This is a genomic window from Pseudoxanthomonas sp. SE1 (assembly GCF_029542205.1).
GTDB lineage: Bacteria > Pseudomonadota > Gammaproteobacteria > Xanthomonadales > Xanthomonadaceae > Pseudoxanthomonas_A.
The window spans coordinates 2212117-2230841 of sequence record NZ_CP113783.1 but is presented as its reverse complement, the minus strand read 5'-3'; the positions used below and the strand labels follow the sequence as shown (position 1 = coordinate 2230841).

General features: G+C 62.7%; 17 protein-coding genes and 3 pseudogenes. 11 read left to right on the top strand and 9 right to left on the bottom strand.

The genetic code is table 11. The features are described from left to right. Positions 1 to 16 precede the first annotated feature (16 nt). Complete coding sequence (locus OY559_RS10530; protein WP_277726232.1) at positions 17 to 1294, top strand: ferredoxin reductase family protein; 1278 nt, start codon at positions 17 to 19, stop codon at positions 1292 to 1294. On the opposite strand, the gene OY559_RS10525 is transcribed toward OY559_RS10530, so the two are convergent. After that, positions 1211 to 1693, bottom strand: coding sequence for a DUF3693 domain-containing protein (locus OY559_RS10525; RefSeq protein WP_277726231.1), 483 nt, complete (start codon positions 1691 to 1693; stop codon positions 1211 to 1213). The two genes, OY559_RS10530 and OY559_RS10525, sit on opposite strands and share 84 nt — an antisense overlap. Positions 1694 to 1827: 134 nt before the next feature. On the opposite strand from OY559_RS10525, the gene OY559_RS10520 reads away from it, so the two are divergent. Beyond that, a complete protein-coding gene (locus tag OY559_RS10520) occupies positions 1828 to 1965 on the top strand; it encodes a hypothetical protein (protein WP_277726230.1) in 138 nt (45 codons plus the stop codon). 202 nt (positions 1966 to 2167) lie between these two features. Here OY559_RS10520 and OY559_RS10515 read toward each other — a convergent pair whose 3' ends face one another. Genes OY559_RS10515 through OY559_RS10505 form a run of 3 tightly spaced genes read right to left on the bottom strand, consistent with a single transcriptional unit; the run spans position 2168 to position 6897 of the window. Then, positions 2168 to 5185 (bottom strand): Tn3 family transposase, encoded by a 3018-nt coding sequence (locus OY559_RS10515; RefSeq protein WP_046933271.1) that lies wholly within the window; start codon positions 5183 to 5185, stop codon positions 2168 to 2170. 24 nt (positions 5186 to 5209) lie between these two features. Next, positions 5210 to 6478, bottom strand: coding sequence for a site-specific integrase (locus OY559_RS10510; protein ID WP_046932193.1), 1269 nt, complete (start codon positions 6476 to 6478; stop codon positions 5210 to 5212). Beyond that, the gene (locus tag OY559_RS10505; RefSeq protein ID WP_046932166.1) at positions 6475 to 6897 is read right to left on the bottom strand and encodes a MerR family transcriptional regulator; all 423 of its coding nucleotides are present in this window, start codon (positions 6895 to 6897) and stop codon (positions 6475 to 6477) included. Before OY559_RS10505 ends, OY559_RS10510 begins: the two co-directional genes overlap by 4 nt. A 99-nt stretch (positions 6898 to 6996) precedes the next feature. On the opposite strand from OY559_RS10505, the gene OY559_RS10500 reads away from it, so the two are divergent. The 5 genes and pseudogenes from OY559_RS10500 to OY559_RS10480 form a co-directional block, all read left to right on the top strand. Next, a complete protein-coding gene (locus OY559_RS10500; RefSeq protein WP_127170488.1) occupies positions 6997 to 8181 on the top strand; it encodes a DUF3703 domain-containing protein in 1185 nt (394 codons plus the stop codon). Then, a complete protein-coding gene (locus tag OY559_RS10495; RefSeq protein WP_046932167.1) occupies positions 8178 to 8795 on the top strand; it encodes a cation diffusion facilitator family transporter in 618 nt (205 codons plus the stop codon). Before OY559_RS10500 ends, OY559_RS10495 begins: the two co-directional genes overlap by 4 nt. 412 nt (positions 8796 to 9207) lie before the next feature. Next, entirely contained in the window at positions 9208 to 10485 is a 1278-nt protein-coding gene (locus OY559_RS10490; protein ID WP_056878741.1) for a TolC family protein, read from the top strand. Then, positions 10482 to 11432 carry an efflux RND transporter periplasmic adaptor subunit gene (locus tag OY559_RS10485; RefSeq protein ID WP_080948168.1) on the top strand — a complete coding sequence of 317 codons (951 nt, stop codon included), beginning with the start codon at positions 10482 to 10484 and terminating at the stop codon, positions 11430 to 11432. Before OY559_RS10490 ends, OY559_RS10485 begins: the two co-directional genes overlap by 4 nt. Positions 11433 to 11440: 8 nt before the next feature. Then, positions 11441 to 13270 (top strand): annotated as a pseudogene (locus tag OY559_RS10480) (CusA/CzcA family heavy metal efflux RND transporter); the annotation flags it as partial. Positions 13271 to 13690: 420 nt separating this feature from the next. On the opposite strand, the gene OY559_RS10475 reads toward OY559_RS10480, so the two are convergent. Then, positions 13691 to 13864, bottom strand: a complete 174-nt coding sequence (locus OY559_RS10475) for a hypothetical protein (RefSeq protein ID WP_277726229.1) — start codon at positions 13862 to 13864, stop codon at positions 13691 to 13693. An 83-nt stretch (positions 13865 to 13947) separates the two neighbouring features. After that, positions 13948 to 14217: pseudogene (locus OY559_RS10470) on the bottom strand (transposase); the annotation flags it as partial. 22 nt (positions 14218 to 14239) lie between these two features. Here OY559_RS10470 and OY559_RS10465 point away from each other — a divergent pair. From OY559_RS10465 to OY559_RS10450, 4 genes and pseudogenes are all read left to right on the top strand, one after another. Further along, a pseudogene (locus OY559_RS10465) lies at positions 14240 to 14536 on the top strand (IS5/IS1182 family transposase); the annotation flags it as partial. A gap of 988 nt (positions 14537 to 15524) precedes the next feature. Next, entirely contained in the window at positions 15525 to 16199 is a 675-nt protein-coding gene (locus OY559_RS10460) for a hypothetical protein (protein ID WP_277726228.1), read from the top strand. 64 nt (positions 16200 to 16263) lie between these two features. Next, complete coding sequence (merP, locus tag OY559_RS10455; protein ID WP_277726227.1) at positions 16264 to 16539, top strand: mercury resistance system periplasmic binding protein MerP; 276 nt, start codon at positions 16264 to 16266, stop codon at positions 16537 to 16539. 283 nt (positions 16540 to 16822) lie between these two features. After that, positions 16823 to 17116: a site-specific integrase gene (locus tag OY559_RS10450; RefSeq protein ID WP_343228715.1), complete on the top strand. Its 294-nt coding sequence runs from the start codon at positions 16823 to 16825 to the stop codon at positions 17114 to 17116. A 132-nt stretch (positions 17117 to 17248) separates the two neighbouring features. Here OY559_RS10450 and OY559_RS10445 read toward each other — a convergent pair whose 3' ends face one another. From OY559_RS10445 to OY559_RS10435, 3 genes are all read right to left on the bottom strand, one after another. Continuing rightward, positions 17249 to 17716, bottom strand: a complete 468-nt coding sequence (locus OY559_RS10445) for a group III truncated hemoglobin (protein WP_277726226.1) — start codon at positions 17714 to 17716, stop codon at positions 17249 to 17251. Continuing rightward, entirely contained in the window at positions 17713 to 17931 is a 219-nt protein-coding gene (gene merE / locus OY559_RS10440) for a broad-spectrum mercury transporter MerE (protein WP_277726225.1), read from the bottom strand. The genes OY559_RS10445 and merE overlap by 4 nt, the downstream gene beginning before the upstream one ends. Before the next feature lie 343 nt (positions 17932 to 18274). Next, on the bottom strand, positions 18275 to 18706 hold the full coding sequence (locus tag OY559_RS10435) for an FAD-dependent oxidoreductase (protein WP_277726224.1): 432 nt from the start codon (positions 18704 to 18706) through the stop codon (positions 18275 to 18277). Positions 18707 to 18725: the final 19 nt, after the last annotated feature.

Below are 18725 nucleotides of genomic sequence, written 5' to 3'. Positions count from 1 at the left end.
ATTGGACGGACCTGACATGCGGCTCGGTTCGTGTTCCCTGATTATTCCCGTGGTACTGGCGAGCTTCGGCCTGACGGCATCGGCGATTCCCGGCAGCACATGGCCGACCACGGCGATGCTCAGCCTGGGTTCGGGTGTCGCTGCCGTGTCGCTGATGGCCCTTGCGGCCGTCCTGGGAGCACGCTGGAAGGCGGTCGAATCGCTGTTCGGCGGACTGGACCGCGTCTACGAGACGCACAAGTGGCTCGGAGTGTGGGCGCTGGTGTTCGCGTCGGTCCACCTGGTCTTCAAGGCGGGCACGCCGGCATGGGAGACAGCCGCCATCCTGTCGTTGCCCGGAGCGGTGACGCGGCTCGTCCGGCAGCTCAGCTTCGTGTCGCTGATGCTCATCGTGTTGCTGGCGCTGAACCGCAAGATTCCGTATCGGACCTGGCGGTGGTGGCACAAGCTGTCCGGTCCGCTGTTCCTGATCGTCGTCGCGCATTGGGCCAGCTTCAAGTCGCCCATCGTGCTGGCCAGCCCGGCGGGAGCATGGCTGGCCGTGCTGTCGTTGCTGGGCGTGCTGGGGGCGGCCTACAAGCTGCTGCTGTATCCCGTGTTCTCGCGGCATGCGCGGTACCGCCTGCGCTCGGTCTCGGCCAACGGCAGTGCCGTCCATCTGCAGCTTGTGCCGGAGGGTCGGAGCATTGCGTTCCTTGCTGGCCAGTTCGCGTTCGTATCCTTCGAGCACGACGGCCTGCGCGAGCCGCATCCCTTCACCATCGCCAGCGCGGGGGACGCCGATGGCGGGATCGCCTTCACGGTGCGTTCGCTGGGCGACTACACGGAGCGGCTGGTGAGGGAGGCTCGGCCGGGGATGATCGCGCAGGTCTATGCGCCATTCGGCCGGTTCAAGCGGACGGCGACGGGGCGGCAGGAGATATGGATCGCCGGCGGCGTGGGCGTGACGCCGTTCATCGCGTGGCTTCGCGATGCCGACGCGTCCGGGGACGCGTCCAGGCTGGACGGCGCGACGTTCTTTCATTTCTTCACGCCGGGCCGGGAGCTTCCCGAGGCCGTGGATTTGCCGGGCATGGCGCGTGCGCGGGGTGTGGAACTGGTCGACATCGCAACGGGTCCGGCCTCGGCCGGGTTTCGTCAGCGATTTGCGCAACAGGTCGAGCGGGCGGGCGCCTCCGAGGTGCGGATCAGCTTCTGCGGCCCCAAGGGTCTACTGGAACAGGTGCGCCAGCTGATGCGGGAAAACGGTGTGGCGGAGGACCGGTTGCAGCACGAGCTGTTCGAGTTCCGATGAGGCGAATCCACCAGCCAGCCTCTGCCGCAATCCATTTCGCATAATGCCTACTGCGGGCGCGTCGAACGCCCGTTCTGCGGCCTGAGCGCGCTCGGAAAGGGCAGGGAATACCGCCACGGCCAGAAGGGTAGCTGTGGCAGCTAAGCGCTTCGCAATCTGCTGCCAACGCACTTTCGCGTCGCCTTCGCTGCGGGCTGCTTGGGCGATAGCCAGCCACTTGTCTAAGTCTTCGCCAGCCATTCGCGCTAGCGCCATTACGTCACCATCTGTTGGCACCTTGTTGCCCGACTTCCAGTTGGTGACCAGCTGCTTCGACCGGTCCAGCCTGTCCCCGATTTCGGTATAGGACGCGCCCGTCCTCAGTTTCGCCGCTTCGATCAGGTCCGCAATAGTGTCCATAAGTATCCCCGGGGGTTGACAGCAGTCTCCCGGTGAGCATACTGCGCCTACGTATCCCGTGGAGGATACTCCCGGCCCCCAGCGCCCTAGCTGGGGTGACCGGGGTCTAGGGCGCTAGGGCAGGGGACACCGACATGTTCAACGTTCTGCAGAACTGTGGCGGCGAGTGGGCCGTAATCGCAACATTCGCCAGCTACCAGATCGCGTGCCGCTGCGCGCACAGCATCGATCCCAAGGGTTTCAAGGTCATCGTGCGGAAGGCCGCCGCATGACCCTTCTTTGCATCCTTCTCGGCTGCGTCACGCTCGTTGCGGTTGGTGTTGATCCCTTCATGAGGGTCGGCAGGGATTCGTGAGAAATACAGCCGAATCCGCTTTAAGTTTTTGATGTTGCGTGCTTTTCTTCTTCATACGCCGCTGAGGCCACGAAGTGGCCTATTAGCACTTCGCGTCGAAACTGAATAGACAGAGTCCGCTACCCTCTCGGCTCGGCGATCTGCGTCCAGTGGGGCTCCAAAACGATCTCGGTGAATTGGAGAGGCGCGACCTTACGTTCCAGGTCGAGCGTGTAGTCTCCGAACCGATTGATGTGGCTGGTCCGATACGGCGACAAGCCGCCCAGAACCTCGGGATTCAACTCCATCCCCTCCTCCTGCAGGCTGGCCAACGTGCGTGTCATCTGGTCTACGTTGTGCAGGATGATCATATTGGCCACGAGCTGGTTGTACTTCACGACCTTTCGCTGCTCATGAAGCACGTTCTCGGCAATGATCCCTTCTCCGCCGAAGAAAACCCATTTGACGAAGCCATTGAACTCTTCGCTTTTGTTGGTGGCCGCCTGGATAGTCCGACGCATGTCCACGTCATCGATGTAGCGCAGCAAGAACAGCGTGCGAATGACCTTCCCAAGCTCCCGGAAGGCGAAGTACAACTTGTTCTTCCGGCTGTAGGTTCCCAGCCGGCGAAGGATCGTCGAAGCGGTGATCTTGCCCAACTTGATCGACACCGTGACCCGCAGCATGTCGTGCAGATGCGTTTCGATCAGGCCCCAGTCGATGCTGTCGCCGAACAGCGCCTGGATGTTCTTGTACGGGCGACCCGCCTCCGCGCGGAAGAAGGTCAGATCCTTGATGTTGCGAATACGTGGCATCAACTGAATGCCCAACAGGTAGGACAAACCAAAGACCGGATAACTCTGGGCCTGGGTATCCCCATGCACGATTTCAGGCTGGATATCAGACGTGTTGGCCAGCAATCCGTCCAGAATGTAGATCGCTTCGTGCACACCGCACGGAATGAAGTGACTGAACAGCGCCACGTACTTGTCAGAGACGTGGTAGTAGCCGATGCCGCCATAACCACCGTAGCGGATGTGGTACTCCGAGAGCAGGTTCTGCTCGTACATGCTCCACTTGGTGCCATCGGCCGACGCACTCTTGCCCGAGCCCCAGTAGCCAGGCAGATCGAACTTGTTGAACGTATTGATCACCTGCACGATCGCCTTGTCCAACGTGTCTTCAGTGACGTACTTGAGGTTAAGCCAGGAAATCTGGCGCCGACTGAAGCCCTTGATTGAGCGCGCAGTCTGGGTCGGGCCCAGGTTGCACCCGTAGCAGAACAGCGTAGTGATCACCCGGCGCATGAGATCGTCCACGCGCGCATTGGTGCCCGCAATCGGCCGGAAATGACGGTGCAGCTTGAGCCATTGAGCCGCATCGATCAGCACGTCTACGATACTCATCGCCGGCAGCCTCTCGGTGATAAGAGCATCGACCGTGGCAATGGCGCTGGAGATCTCAGGCCGTTGCAGCTTCCGGAGCACCAGGCGCCCATCCACCACATCGGCGTGGACGTTCTCCGGAAAACGTGCATCCACCGTGTCGGCCAGTGAGCTCAGCTCTTGCTGCAAATGGCGCACGAACTCGCTGGCCTCGGTGGCCAGACCAGATACCTCACCGTAGGCCTCCAGTTCCTGGGCGAATGTGGCCTCATCCACCAGTTGCTCTCGGTAATCGTCGTAGCGCTCCCCGTGGGGAATGAACAGATCACCGGATTTGAGTTCGTCTTTGATCTGGGCCAGCACAGCTAGCTCAAAGTACTTGCGATGCACCCAGCCCGGCCCCAGCGAGTCCGCTTTGCGGCCGAAGACGTGCCTGCGCCAGTTGACTGACAACCAGCCCAGATCCTTTTCAACATCCAGACCGATCGAGCTGGCCTCAATCATGTCCCGCCGCTGACCGCGGAGCGACAGCAGAGCAGCGATCATGCGTTCCATGCCCGCGTCCTGGCTGGTGGAGCGCAGTTGCATGATCTCCAGGCAGTTGAACAGCAACGGGCGGACAACGCTGTAAGGCTGGATCAGGAATGGCAGGTAGTTGCGGCCTGCGTACGCCATATGTTCATCGCATTCGGCCAGCAGTGTGGAAATGTCCGCCACCAGACTCAGTCCGATGGCATCCACACGCTGTGTGTCCGTTCCGTCGATCTGATAAGCCTGCAGGATCTCCTTGAGCTGCGCGATAAGCGTATCAGCACGCTTGCCGTGCTCTACTTGGTAGGCCAACAGTCTTTGCTGGGCCGTGTTCTCCAGGTTCTGCATCAGCCGGATGTACAGGTCGGCCGCATCGTCCAATGTCTTGGCGTACTGGGACCGAATGAAGATCGTCGCCAAGGCATAGCGCTTGGCCGGCTTGAGTTCGGCCAGTTCGCTGGCATCGAGCGCACGCGCCATGGCGCGGAACTGCTTCAGCTTCGGAACCGGAATATCCACGGCCGGCAACTGCTGGGCCAGATGTTGCAGGCGTTGGATATGTTGCAGATAAAAGCGCACTTCCTTATTGGTGGGCCGTTTGGGCTCGCGCTTTAGCGCATTCCAGCCGGTATATGTGGCATTGGCCGGTGCGGCCAACAGTTCCTTGATCAAGCTCTTGGCTGGCGCGGTCAAGGCCTCATTGATGCTGCGGTAATACTGCTCATGCACCTGCTCGCGGGCCTGAACCGCAATCTTCTCCAGCGTACTGAAGCCCGGCAGCTCAAAGCGATGGTGAACCAGCTCCTCCAGCAGCACGTTGATGATGTCGGCGATGACATGCTTGGTTTGAGCGGCGGCCTGGGCCACCGTTGCCAGCCATTCCCTCCCGCTGACATCCAGCGGACGAACGCGCAGGAACTTTCGCAGGCGCGCCATATGGGCGCGTTTAGCGCCGGAGACGTCGTAGCGATTCAAGTCTCGGATGGATAGCGCCCGGCGCAGCCCGGCTGCCTGGGCAATATGTTGCCGAATCCGTTCTGGGACATCGGCTAGGATCACGAAGTAGCCCAGCCGCTGGAACATCTTCAGGTGAATGAGCACAGCCAACTGAGTGGTTGGCTGGGTCGCCATGCTACGTGCGAGGCGCACTTCGCCGCCGCTGGGCGTGTAAATCTCGTCCAGTTCCTTGGCCGTGGGATCAGGTTTCAGGCGCGGATACGCGGTCTCGTGCAGCGTCGCCATGCAGTGCCCTGGTCAGGGTTGAGGTCAATCCCAGTGACGCCCGTCCTCGGCGCGCACGGAGGCTTCCAGAAAGCAGTGGTGGTTATCGGCAACGCGATGCATCTCATCCAGCAGCATGGCCATCCTCTCGTCCATGTCCGCGGCGTCGACCACCGGCATCGTGAGTCGGTACTCGCTTCCCTCGGCATCAAGCCGATGGGCTTGAAACGGGGATAGGCACATCGCCTCAATGCGTGCCCGAGCGCGGCCAGCGCCCCTGCCTCGGGGCGTAAACGGGCTCACTAGCAGGCGCAGCGTCAGGCTCACGGTCGCGGCCGGCGCTGGCAGCGCCGCCGAGGCGAGCGCGGGGGGCGGCGCGGCCTGGAGGCCGGCTTCAACGCGTTGGCGGGCGAACGGATCGCGGCCCTGGATGTAACGCATGGCCGAGTGCACGTCTCGCCATCCGACGTACTCCATCAGGGCTTTCACGTCCCAGCCGTTGTCATTGGCCCAGCCCGCAAAGCCCCGGCGAAGGGAATGGCTGCTGTAGCCTCCCACGGCCTCCAGACCTGCGGACTGAAACAGGTCGCGCAGCAAGGGGATCAGGCTGTTCGGATGCAACCCTTGGCTGCCGACGTTGCCCCATTGATCGACACGCCGGAACAGCGGGCCTTGAGTTAGCGCGGCTGCCTGCACCCAGGCCTGCGTGGCACTGACCGCGCACAAGCGCGACAGAGCGGGCACCTTGTACGTATTGCCTGCCGACTGTCTGTCGCCCTTGCTGCGCGGCAGGAAGCAGATCATTCCCTGCTCGGGTACCAGTTCCAAGTACTCAATCTGCAGCCGGATCAACTCATCGCCGCGGAATCCTCGCCAAAAGCCCAGTAACACCAGCGCCTTGTCGCGCATGGCACGCAAGGCATACGCGTGGTCGGCGCGCTCCTGGGCCGCCAGCGTGGCTTGGTCCAGCCACCCGACTACTTGGGTCAGCTGGGCCAGCTGCAACGGCGTGGCCTGCTTTTCGATTCGGGGGTGTAGCGTCTGAATGCCCTTGAGGACCTTGCGTACCAGCGGCGTACGCGTGGGATCGACGAACCCGTGCTCGGCGTGCCAATGCGCCAGTGCTGCCAGTCGTTGCTTCAGCGTGTTGATTGCTGCCTTGGGGGCCTGCTCGGCCAGATAGCGGGCCACGCTATCGGGCGTCGCCGGCAGATGGCCACCCCATTCGACCTCGAAGTGGCGCAGCGCCGAGGCATAGCTGCGCTGCGTGTTCTGACGCGTGGCCGCTTCGAGGTAGCGGTCCACATCGCTCACGCCTGGCAGCACTCCGCCGACGCGCAACCGGCCGGTTGTCGCAGCGTAGAGAGGATCGTGCACTCGGCACGTTGTCCGCCATGGCAACTGGCGATCACCCGCTCCAGTTCCCGGGCCATCCTGCGCAGATCCTCCATCCGGGCCTGGATATCAGCCAAATGACTGCGTGCCAGCCGATCTACGTCCATGCAGGACATCTGGTCGTCCCCGGACAACTGCAGCAGGCTGCGGATCTCTTCCAGACTGAAACCCAGATCCCGGCCGCGGGTAATGAAGCGCAAACGCTCGATATCGGCAGGCTCGTAAACGCGATACCCGCTGCCGGTGCGACCAGGTTGGGGTAACAGGCCGATCCGCTCGTAATAGCGGATGGTTTCCAGATGGCACCCACTGGCCTCGGCGGCCTGACTGATCTTCATGTGGCGACTTGACTCTGTAGTAGCTACGGACTTTACCTTGCCCCCTGTCCAGCCGCCAGCCTCCCGCCCGCGCGCCTCTACCCGTGTCCGGAGCTCTCCATGTTGCGCTCACGCCTGATCCGGTATGCCGCGTATCCCGCCCTGATGGGCGCGGTTCTGGCCGGCACGGCCGCAGTATTGGCCGATGGCCTGCCGGCTTGGCCAACCTTGGCGATCCTGGCGACCGCGGGCATTGCCATGGTGGCGCTGCTGGAGTGGCTGCAGCCCTACGAGCCGTCTTGGCGCCATAGCCAAGGCGACCTCAAAGCCGACTTGATGCATGGCGCCGTCAACTTTGGCCTGCTGGCCGGCACCGCCTATGGATTGCATGCCTTTCGCGGCCTGCTGCCCGCCGGCAGCCTATGGCCGACCCAGTGGCCCCTGATCGGGCAGATGCTGCTGGCGGGGCTGGTGATCGACTTGGGCCTGTATGCCATGCACCGCTTCAGTCATCGGGTGCGATGGGCATGGAAACTGCACGCTATCCACCACAGCGCTGAGCGCTTGTATTGGCTCAATGGAGAACGTCGTCACCCGTTGAGTGCACTGCTGATGGCCGGCCCGGGCTTGGGGTTGACTGTCGCCTTGGGTGCGCCGCCGCTGGTGATCAGTGCGTGGCTGACACTGATGAGTGTTCAACTGGCTTTCCAACACGCCAACTTGGACTACCGCGTTGGCCCGCTACGTCGCTGGCTAGGCGTGGCCGAAGTACATCGGTGGCATCACAAGCGTGACTATGAAGATGCCCAGGTCAACTTCGGCGAGTTCTTCATGATCTGGGATCGTCTGTGCGGCACCTTCCTTGATCGCCCTGAAACGCTGCGCGCCGGCGAGGTCGGGTTGCGCGAGGAAACGATGCCTGCCAGCTATTGGGCGCAGATGTGCTGGCCGTTTAACGAGGCTCCAGATCAACGGGATACGGCCTTTGCGCAATATCTTTGGCAAGGCGATCAAGCGCTACAACAAGGCGATCTCACGACGGCCTACAAACGGTACGAATTGGCCCACGTGCTCTCGCAGCACCGCACGCGCTTGCACGTGCGTAGTCATTGGGCGTTCGCAAGATGGGCGTGGCAAGCCCACGACATGCGCGAAATGGCTGGACAACTGCTGCGCCTGATGGCCGCTGCGACCCTGACATGGGTGTGGATGCCTAAAGGCAATACCGGTGGCGCTCGGGTAAACGCCTTGCGCACGATGCCGATTCCTTCAGAACTGCGTAATTACATGGAGAACACCCGATGAGTGACTGTGGCTGCCATCACGAGGCCAAGAACGCCCAGGAGCGACGTGTACTGTGGATTGCCTTGGTCCTCAACGCGGCCATGGCCGTCATTGGTGGCATCGCCGGCTGGATTGCCCATTCCACAGGTCTGCTGGCTGACGCGCTGGATATGCTGTCTGATGCCACCGCGTACGCCATTGGATTGGTGGCCATCGGACGCACGGCCCGCTTCAAGGCCAATGCCGCTTGGCTCAGTGGCAGCATTCTGCTGGTGCTGGGTATTGGCGTGCTGGTGGAGGTCGGACGACGGGTACTACAGGGCGCCGAACCACTCAGCGGATGGATGATCGGCACCGCGCTGCTATCGCTTGTAGTCAACGTCATCGTGTTGCGCATGCTCTCGCCGCTGAAGTCCGGGGAGGTCCATCTGCGAGCAACGTGGCTGTTTACCCGAGCCGACGTGGTGGCCAACATCGGCGTCATTCTTGCGGGCGTACTGGTGTGGTGGCTGGCCAATCCCTATCCCGACTATGTGATTGGCACCCTTATCGGTTTGTACGTGATCAAGGAAGCCATCGAGATCCTGCGTGACGCACGTCGGGCCAGCACGCAAGTGGGCAAGCCGACCGCGTGAAGATGCGTGTGCGAGCTCTGCCCGCGTTCCGCTGGCTGCTGGCGCTGAGCCTGGCACTGGGTGCCATATGGCACCCGGTGCTTACGGCGGTGGGCGAAATGCACGAGGCAGCCCATACGTGGTCCGGCGCTCACGCAGTGCTGATGACGTCCCACGCGGCCGCTGATGAGAGCGCCTTGGGCAAATCGCTCCATCAGTTACATCAACTCGCGCATTGCTGCGCGCACGCAGTCGCCGCTCCGGCGATGACTTGGGCGCCACCTCCTGCTCCGCAGCAGCAGGCCGTAGAGCCACACGCGGTGGAGACGGTGCCCACAGGGCCATTGGTCGATCCGTTCCGACCGCCTATTGCGGGCCAAGCGCTGGCGTAGGCCAGTCCTTAACCATTGGTCTGAACTTCTGGAGTGTTGCTATGCAAGTGCGACGTGCGGCGCTGGCCGCTTGGTTGCTGCTGGGTGCAGGGATACCTGCCTGGGCGGTCGACCCCATGACATTGGACGACGCATTCGACCGCGTTGCCCAAGCCCATCCAGACCTGCGCCTGGTGCAGGCACGTACCGCGGTACTGGCGGCCGAGCACGAGGGCGCCAATCAGCGCCCGCCTTGGACATTGGGTGCCGAGGTGGAGAATGCCCTGGGTACCGGAGATGCGAGAGGCTTGGACAGCGCCGAGTTCACCGTGAGTCTGAGCTCGGTGCTGGAGCGAGGCGGGAAACTGGATGCGCGCAGGGCCCTGGCGCAGAGCCGCATCGATGCGCTGGCTGTTCAGCGGGAAGCTCGTCGGCTGGATCTGTTGGCTGAAACGGCGCGGCGCTATCTGGCATTGGTTGCAGCGGACAAGGCCGCCAAGATTGCCCAAGTCGATATCCAACAGCGCCAGCGTACCGTGGCCGCTGCTCGTCAACGTGTGCAGGCCGGCGCCTCACCCGAGTCGGTGCTGTTGACTGCACAGGCTGCCTTGGCAAGAGCCGAGCTGGCCCAAGCAAGGGCCTCCCAGCAAGCCAGCGCTGCACGCCAGCATCTGGCCGCCCTCTGGGGGGAGCGTGAACCCGTGTCGGCGCCGGTCGCTGGCAACCCGCTCGCACTACCGGCGATCGGTTCTCTGGAAACCCTTTCCTCAGAACTGCAGCGTTCTCCCGAGCTGGCCCAGTTTGTCGACGAGCGGCGCATTGCCGAAGCACGTTTGAATCTGGCTCGCACAGCAGGCACGTCGGATCTGGCTTGGCAAGTCGGCGTGCGTCGGATGCAGGACACAAGCGACACCGCGCTCGTGGGGGGCATCTCGCTGCCTTTGGGTGCTCGAAGCCGGGCGCAACCAGAGATTCGTGCCGCTGAGGCGGAGTTGGAAGTGCTTTCGATCGAACGTGAGGCGCAGGGAATGGCGTTGTATTCCACCCTGGTCGAAGCCCACGGCCGTTACACCGTCGCCCGTGACGAAGTGGCCCGTCTTCAAGACGATGTGCTGCCCAAGCTGACCAAGGCTGAGCAAGCGGCCGAGCGTGCATATCGCGCTGGGGCCATCAGCTATCTGGAATGGGCGCAGCTGCAGTCCGAAAGGACCGCAGCTCTGCAGCAACAACTGGACGTCGCGCTCGATGCGCAACGTGCCCTCATCGAAATCCAACGGCTCACCGGCCAGGCCATGGTTGCCTCTGCCGCTGCCGCCACCTCCGGAGAGTTGACCCCATGAGCCGTTTCCCCTGGATCGCGCTGGCCCTGACATTGGCCCTGACGGCTTGTAGTGGCCCGGCACCCAATGCCCGTGGCGAGGCCGAAGAAGGCCATGAGGCCGAAGAACAAGGCGAGCACGAAGAACTGCCCCAACAGACCACGATCGAGGCCCAAACGGCACAGTCCGCCGGCATCCGCGCCGCCCGCGTGGGTCCTGGCCAGATCGCCGATGAGCAGGAAGTCCAAGGGCTGCTTACGCCGGTCGAAGGTCGCATCGCCCTGGTGACTGCACGTTTCCCCGGTCCTGTGCGTGCCGTTCGCGTAGGCGTGGGCGACCAGGTCAAGGCAGGACAGGTGCTCGCGACGGTGGAGAGCAACTTGAGCCTGACGACCTATTCCGTTACCGCCCCCATAAGCGGCGTGGTGATGGCGCGGACCGCCTCGGTCGGCACGTCTGCCGCCGAAGGCGCGCCCTTGTTCGAGATCGCAGATCTGTCCACCTTGTGGGTAGATCTGCATATCTTCGGACGGGACGCCGGGCACATCGAAGCTGGTGTGCCGGTGACCGTGAGCCGATTGAGTGATAGCGTTTCCGAGCAGACGACCTTGGAACGCGTGCTGCCCGGCACCGCCACGGCCAGCCAAAGCACGATCGCACGCGCGAGCTTGCGCAATGCCGATGGACGCTGGCGGCCAGGTTCCGCCGTTAAAGCACGCATTACCGTTGATCGCGCAGAAGCGGATCTGGTAGTCCCCGTGACCGCGCTGCAGACCGCCGAAGATCGGGACGTGGTGTACGTGCAACAGGGCGAGGTCTATCACACGCGCCCGGTGAAGCTAGGCCGACGCGACGCCGAACGGGTGGAAGTCTTAGAAGGCCTGAAGGCCGGTGAGCAGGTGGTGGTGGCCCAGAGCTTCCTGGTCAAGGCCGACATCGAGAAGTCCACCGTCGAAGAAGAAGAGTGAGGCCCGCCATGCTCGAACGCCTCATCCATTTTTCCATTCGCCATCGCTGGCTGATGCTGGTACTGACCGCAGCGCTTATTGCGCTCGGCGTGTGGAGCTATCGTCAGCTGTCCATTGACGCCACGCCCGACATCACCAACGTCCAGGTCCAGATCAACACCCAGGCGCCAGGTTACTCGCCGCTGGAAGCCGAGCAACGGGTGACATTCCCCATTGAAACGGCGATGGCCGGCTTGCCCCAGTTGGACTACAGCCGCTCGTTGTCTCGCTATGGGTTATCGCAGGTGACGGTCGTCTTCAAGGATGGGACGGACCTGTACTTCGCGCGCCAGCAGGTCGCCGAGCGCCTGCAGCAAATCACGTCTCAGCTTCCTGAGGGGCTAGATCCTGAGATGGGGCCGATCTCTACCGGTCTAGGTGAGATCTTCATGTACACGGTGGAAGCCGAGCCCGATGCCCGCAAGCCCGATGGCTCCCCGTACACGGCCACGGACCTGCGGACGCTGCAGGATTGGGTGATCCGCCCGCAACTGCGCACCACGCCTGGGGTGACCGAGGTCAACACCATCGGTGGCTTTGAACGGCAGATCCACATCACTCCCGATCCAGCGCAACTGGTAGCCCTGGGATTCACGCTCCAAGACGTTGTTGGCGCGGTGATGCGCAACAACCAGAACGTGGGAGCCGGCTACATCGAGCGCAACGGGCAGCAGTTCCTGGTGCGCGTACCGGGCCAGCTACGGGATGTGGACGCGGTCGGCAGCATCGTGCTGGATCGTCGTGATGGCGTCCCGATCCGCGTGCGCGATGTCGCCACCGTTGGCGAAGGCAAGGAGCTGCGCACCGGCGCGGCCACGCAGAACGGGCATGAGGTGGTCGTCGGTACGGCCTTTATGCTGTTTGGCGCCAACAGTCGCGACGTTTCTCGGGCCGCTGTGGCCAAGCTGGAGGCTGCCAACGCCAGTCTGCCCGAAGGTGTGCACGCCAAGGCGGTGTATGACCGCACGGCGTTGGTAGATCGCACCATAGGGACCGTTGCCAAGAACCTGATCGAAGGCGCGCTTCTGGTGGTGGTGGTGTTGTTCCTGTTACTGGGCAATGTCCGGGCGTCGTTGATCACCGCAGCTGTGATCCCGCTGGCCATGCTGTTCACCATCATCGGCATGGTGCGAGGCAACGTATCGGGCAATCTGATGAGCCTGGGCGCGTTGGACTTCGGGCTTATCGTGGATGGTGCGGTCATCATCATCGAGAACTGCCTGCGTCGTTTCGGCGAGGCGCAGAATGCGCTGGGCAGGCAACTCAACGATCAAGAGCGATATGACCTGACGGCTTCGGCAACGGCGGAAGTCATTCGACCGAGCCTGTTCGGCCTGGGCATTATCGCGGCCGTCTATCTGCCGATCTTTGCCCTCTCCGGCGTCGAGGGGAAGATGTTCCACCCCATGGCCATTACCGTCGTCCTGGCGCTGACCGGCGCGATGATGCTGTCGCTGACGTTCGTGCCAGCGGCCATTGCAACCTTCCTGCGTGGACGCGTGGCCGAGCACGATAACCGACTGATGCGCTGGTCACGAGCTCGCTACACGCCGCTGCTGGATTGGGCGCTACGCCGTCGATTGGCCGTACTGGGCGGCGCCACGGTACTGGTGGTCGCGTGCGGCATCCTGGCCACGCGGCTGGGATCGGAGTTCGTGCCCAGCCTGGATGAGGGCGACATCACGCTGCAGCCGATGCGGATTCCAGGCACGAGTCTGGAGCAATCGGTGGCGATGCAGGAAACATTGGAGAAGCGATTGGCGCAGTTTCCCGAGGTGGCCAACATTTTCTCCAAGATGGCCAGGTTTGCCCAACGCCCAAAAATGTAAAGTTCGCAAAGCCCGCCGGAGAATCAGGCTTTCGCCGCCCACCCCGACGCAGTTGACCAATATCGCTATGGCGTGGACGACATAGCGTCTGCAGGCGGTTGGTCGATCGCTCGGAAAAGGAGCACCCGGGCCGCCTGACCCCGGAGCTGCTGGCACACATCCGCGGCCGGTTCCGTTCGGCAACATCAACTTCAGCGACACTCTCCGCTGGAGAGGTCATCGCCGGGGAGATGACGATGTCACCGGAGCGAAGGGGGCAACGGACGGACGCGGCCACTGCCCAAGCACTCACCGCCGCGGATGGCGCGTGGCCTTGCTTGCTTGCCACGAACCCGATGCGCTGCACGACACACATCAGATTGGCTTCAGCACCTTGCGTCGTTCGGGGCGCTAAGGCGCTCTCCGGAGCAGGTCGTAGATGGCGATGATCGTGCTGCCCACGCCGAGCGAGAACCAAAACACCGAGAAGTGATACTGCGGCAGCGCAGGTTCGATGATGAGGATAAGCCCAATGGCGAGTAGGGCGTATACGGAAAGAGGCTTTCGCCGCAACCGGTCGCGCATGTCGATCTCCCTTCAGCCCGCACAGCAAGAAAGCTGCTTGATGTCCTTGACGAAGGTTTGTGCGGCAAGCTTCAGCCCCTCGACAGTTCCTGCACCTGGTGCTCGTGTCGACGCTGCTCCTGCTCGCGCTGCTCTTTCACCAAGGTCCGGTAATGCTCCAGCGCCTCGCGGGCGTGGGCGTGCTTTTCTTCCAGCGATTGCACATGGGCTTCGTGCTCGGCCAGGCGCGCGGTCAGCCCAGTGATGCGCTCGCCGAGCTGGGCGATCTCGGTGACCCGCTCCGCTAGCGCCTGCCGGGTGGCAGCGTGCGCTGTCCTTTCGTCGTGCAGCGCGGTTTCGGTGTGCTGAAGGCGACGATCGACACGGCGGTGGCGGGTGAAGGCGGTGAAGCCGGCGGAGTTCGAGCGGGTGATCGTGGACACTACGGTACAAGAAAAGGCGATTGCGCATCCGACCGACTCGCGGTTGTTGGAGGTGGCGCGCTATCAGGTGGTGAAGGCAGCGAAACGAGCCGGGATCGAGCTTAAACAAACTTTCGCCAAAGAGGGCAAGTCGCTCCGGCGCAAGGCTGGGGGCTACGCGCACGCCAAGCTGTACAAGCGCTTGCGGCGCGTGGTGAAGCGTCAGCGCACCATTCTGGGAATCGTGCTGCGCGTGGTGCGGCGCAAGCTCGATGCGGGTGTTGGCGCAGATGCCGTGGTCCTGTCCAGGCTTAACATCTACTACCGGCGTAGAGTGAATTCTGCATAGGCAACCCTTCAGCCTGGCGGATCAGAAACAGCCGCTTCAACGATCACCGCGGCGACGCGTTCCGGTCCTTCCGCTGAACGGCGATGAGCCGAGTCCCCCATGGGGACCTTGACTCCGTATGCGCATACGGTACTAGCATGCTAGCCGGCTTTCTCGCACGAGGTGGACGTGACCGCTTGGATTGGCTTGTATCGGGTTCCTCTGACTTGCGCGGCCGTACCGGAGATCGCTTGCGGTTGCCTTTCCAAGCCGTTGCTCCAGCGCTTGGAGGACGACCCGGATGTCGACACCACATGGATACACCGCACGGGTGGCTTGATCGCCGTGCAGTGGCGCCAGCCGGTCCCGCTTGGTCAGCAACTGGCTCCGGTTGCGCAAGCACTTGGCGACGGCACAGCCACGGGGATGCCCCCCGAAGCCACGTCGGCTCTGCTGGGAACACTCGGGGATTCCGGGCAGTGGTACAGCCGCTGCACAGTGGACCGATTGAGCGAGGAAGAGGCGGGCGTGCTCGCCTCGCGGCTGGTCGAGCACTTGGTCGACGCGCGTATCCCGACGCCTGATGGAGCCGCCCTCCGCTCGGACCTTGAGGCAGTCCTCCGGGATGTGCTCGTTACACAAGACGATATTCCTCTCGGCGTCCGACTGCAGCGCTTGCTCGAATCCGCACGGGGCGTACTTCGCAAACATCTCGATGCACCCAGCTTCCGAATGTGCGAACCCTTCCTGAGTACTATCGCGCTGTTGCCCACGAACGTGGGACAAGCAGAGCCCGGCTTTCTCGGCGGGATTGACTCCGTACTCGGGTACGGGGTTACAAAGGCGTTCGACCCCGTATTCCGAATGGCGTTGGGGCGTCGACCAGCAGCTTTCCACATCTAAATCCCATTCGAGGCACCCAACAATGATGATGTTCCGATCCACGCTTCAGGCCGCGTGCGTCAGCATGGCGCTGAGTGCGCTCGGCAGCGCTTCAACCGCGATGGCAGGCGAGATGCCAAGGGCTGCCGCAAACGCGTTCTATGAAGTACCCCTGCGGTGCCCGTCGGCGCCACAGATCGCTTGCGGCGGGAAGGTGAAGCCCGTTCTGAGAGCGCTCGAGAACCAGCCTTCGGTAGCGGAGGCATGGGTTGATCGCACAGGGACCATCGTGGCCGCGGTCTGGAAGAGCGGCAGCGATAGTGTGCAGCGCGACGCCGCGGTTGAGGAAGTTGCCTCGATTCATGACCTGCGATTCCGGCGGCTTGGTGGTTCGCGCGCCCGTGCGCTTCAGGAGAGTTTCCAGACACGCGACGGTTGGTACAATAAAATGACGGCCGACGAACTCAGCAACGATGAGGCGCGCTTTATCGCCCAGCGCCTCACGCGACGTCTGGTTGCCCACGCCCCTTCCGCCGCGTCGAAGGCCGCCACTGTAGTGGATGCGATCGAGCCGCAACTTCGCCAGGACCTCGTTGGGCAATCTGTTGGCACTCGCAGTGAGCGATTGATCGGCGCCGTCAGCCCCTTGCTCGATGAGAATGAACTGCGTGCGTTCGCGGATGCACTCAAACTTGGCACCCGACCGCTCAAAGGTGAAGAGTAGTCCTGATTCCGACGCCGCTTGAACCTTCTGCTCGACTGCTCACACGTCCCTGAGGATCGTCCCCATGAAAAAGTACGTTGCCGTGCTGTCAATGACTCTCGCTCTCTCCTCGCCGGGTTGGGCTGCCACCCGGACCACGACCTTGGTCGTTGATGACATGACGTGCTCAACGTGCCCCGTCACGATCAAGAAGGTTCTAAACCGGATTGCCGGCGTACAAAAGATCGACTTTCGCGTAGAAGCCAAGGAAGTCCAAGTGTCGTTCGACGATGCCAAGACTACGGTTTCAGCGCTCATCAAAGCCACCGCGGATGCGGGTTACCCGTCGCGCGTCAAGTAACCTTTCCCTGTTGACAAGTGGTGCTAACGCTCGCGCTCGATCCGTTGAGTGTGTCGTTGGCACCCCAGTTCGGCTGAAAACGGCCAAGCCGCGCCGGGGCATTTGCCAGTCGCCGCTGTCCCCGCAGCCGCGGTAGCGATCCGTCCGGCGAAGCGGGCATCTACCTCATCGCCTGGGAAGCGAGCTCTGTTCAGCCGGGCCAGGTAGCGGCTGCACTTCAAGCTCAAGCGAGCCGCGCGCTCTCGCGAAGGCGGCGTCGGCGCTGGCCCGCGCCCGTCGCGCCGTGGTCAGACGCGGCGACCGGTCCACTAGGAGGACCGCGATCACCCAGCCCGAACTGGCCGCACTGCTCGCCACCTGCGATGCCACGCTTACCGGGGTGCACGAGCGCGCGCTGCTGCTGTCCGCGTTCGCCAGCGGCGGGCACCGACGCGGTGAATTGGCCGCCGCGGACATGAGCGATCTGTGTCGGTTTGGCGAGCGCGCGTTCACGTTGCGGGCCCGGTCGACACTCGACGTCACTTCGAGGAGCATTGTTTTGGCGTCGCACCCGCGCAAGGCGCACGTGTCGCCATAACGCAAGCTATCGATCACGGCGACCTTGCAGCCTGCCGCCGCAGCCATGCCGGCGACGCCCTAACGCCGGCACCGGTACCGGCGCCGATCAGGATCCGGTCGCATAGCTGTGGCGGCTGCATGCCATGCTCCATTACATCCGACGGACATCGAGCAGCGCTTCGAGGTTGATAGCGATCGTGGTCGCAAGGCGCTTGGCCCGGACGGCGGCGTGCCCGCAGAATTGCTCATCCACGGTCTCCACAAATAGTTCCAACCACCGCTGAAAATGATGGTGTTGCAAGGAATGGCGCGTGTGCAGTGCAATGTGCTGGGCAATCATGTTGCGCCGATAGCCCTCATGCTCGCCGAGCAGCATCTTGCGCCAATACGCGCGAATCGTTGGTTTATGTTGCTGCAGGTCAACTTCTTTGAAGATCGGACCAAGCGCGGCATCAATGATTACTTTTGCGTAAAACGCGTCCACGCAGTCGGCAATGGCCTCCGGTGAGTTCAATTCGCGCGAATTCATGGCGATGGTTTCCAGTTGGCGCTCAAGGGCGTGCGGATGCGTCGATCGGCCGTCGACGAATTCAAGCTGACCGGGCATCAAACCGCTCATGCGCGTCCTCCAAACGTACGCGTCGCCCGCCACACGGATAGCCCGAACAACCTGATCAATCCCAGTGCCGCGATGACCCAGTGCGCCCTGAAAACGGCGCCGGCCGCCTTACCCGCCGAGTGCGGGGCCAGGAGCGGGAGGTGACACGGGCACTTCAGCACAGCCATCGCGGCCCACGAGTAACCCGTGACGGATCTGCGCTCGTGACCGTTCATCGCCTGCCTTTCCGTGTCGACCAACCTCTGCCCGCAGCGCGCTCAATTGTGCCTCCAACCCCAGCAATCCCTGCCGCCGCTCATCAACAATTGCGCCTGACTCTGCACGGCACGTCACCACCTTATCGGCCTTCGATGCATCCAGTGACCGACACAATCGCATCCAGCGGTCGGTCGGCGCGCAATTCGCCGTGTGCCGTGGTCAGCACGAACGCGCCCTCTGCGTAGGCGACCTGGCCAGACTGGGTATGCTCCGGCGCCGCCAGACAGTTCGACGCTCGTAACCTCAGCACCGGTCACCACTTCAATGCCCTCACGCTGAAGTATCTCCCGCAACACGGCGCTAATAATGTCCGGCTCCTCTTTCGGCAAGAGACGCTCGGCACGTTGGACTAGGCGACCCGGCCCCCTCGAGGCGCGCATTGCCCTCGATCAAGTGAAGATTTTTGATTTTTCCGACCCCGCGGTACGCACCATCCCGGATCGGCTTCACCACCTCGTCCTTTCGCCGGATGATCGCCTGGAGATCCGCCTTGGGCTCCCCGACGACAATGCCAAATTCGGCGGCGCGCCGAACGTGGTGCATGATTCTTGCCGAGTGAATCATGGTCTTGGTCGGAATGCAGCCGCGACTGAGGCAGGTGCCGCCGAGAAGTTCTTTCTCGACCAGGGCTGTCTTCCGACCCTTCAATGCCGCTTTCTGCGCTAACGGGGGCCCTGCCATTCCGCCACCGATCACGATGAGGTCGTACTGTTCCGTGGATGTCTTGGTCATTGGAATCTCCCGAGCAGAG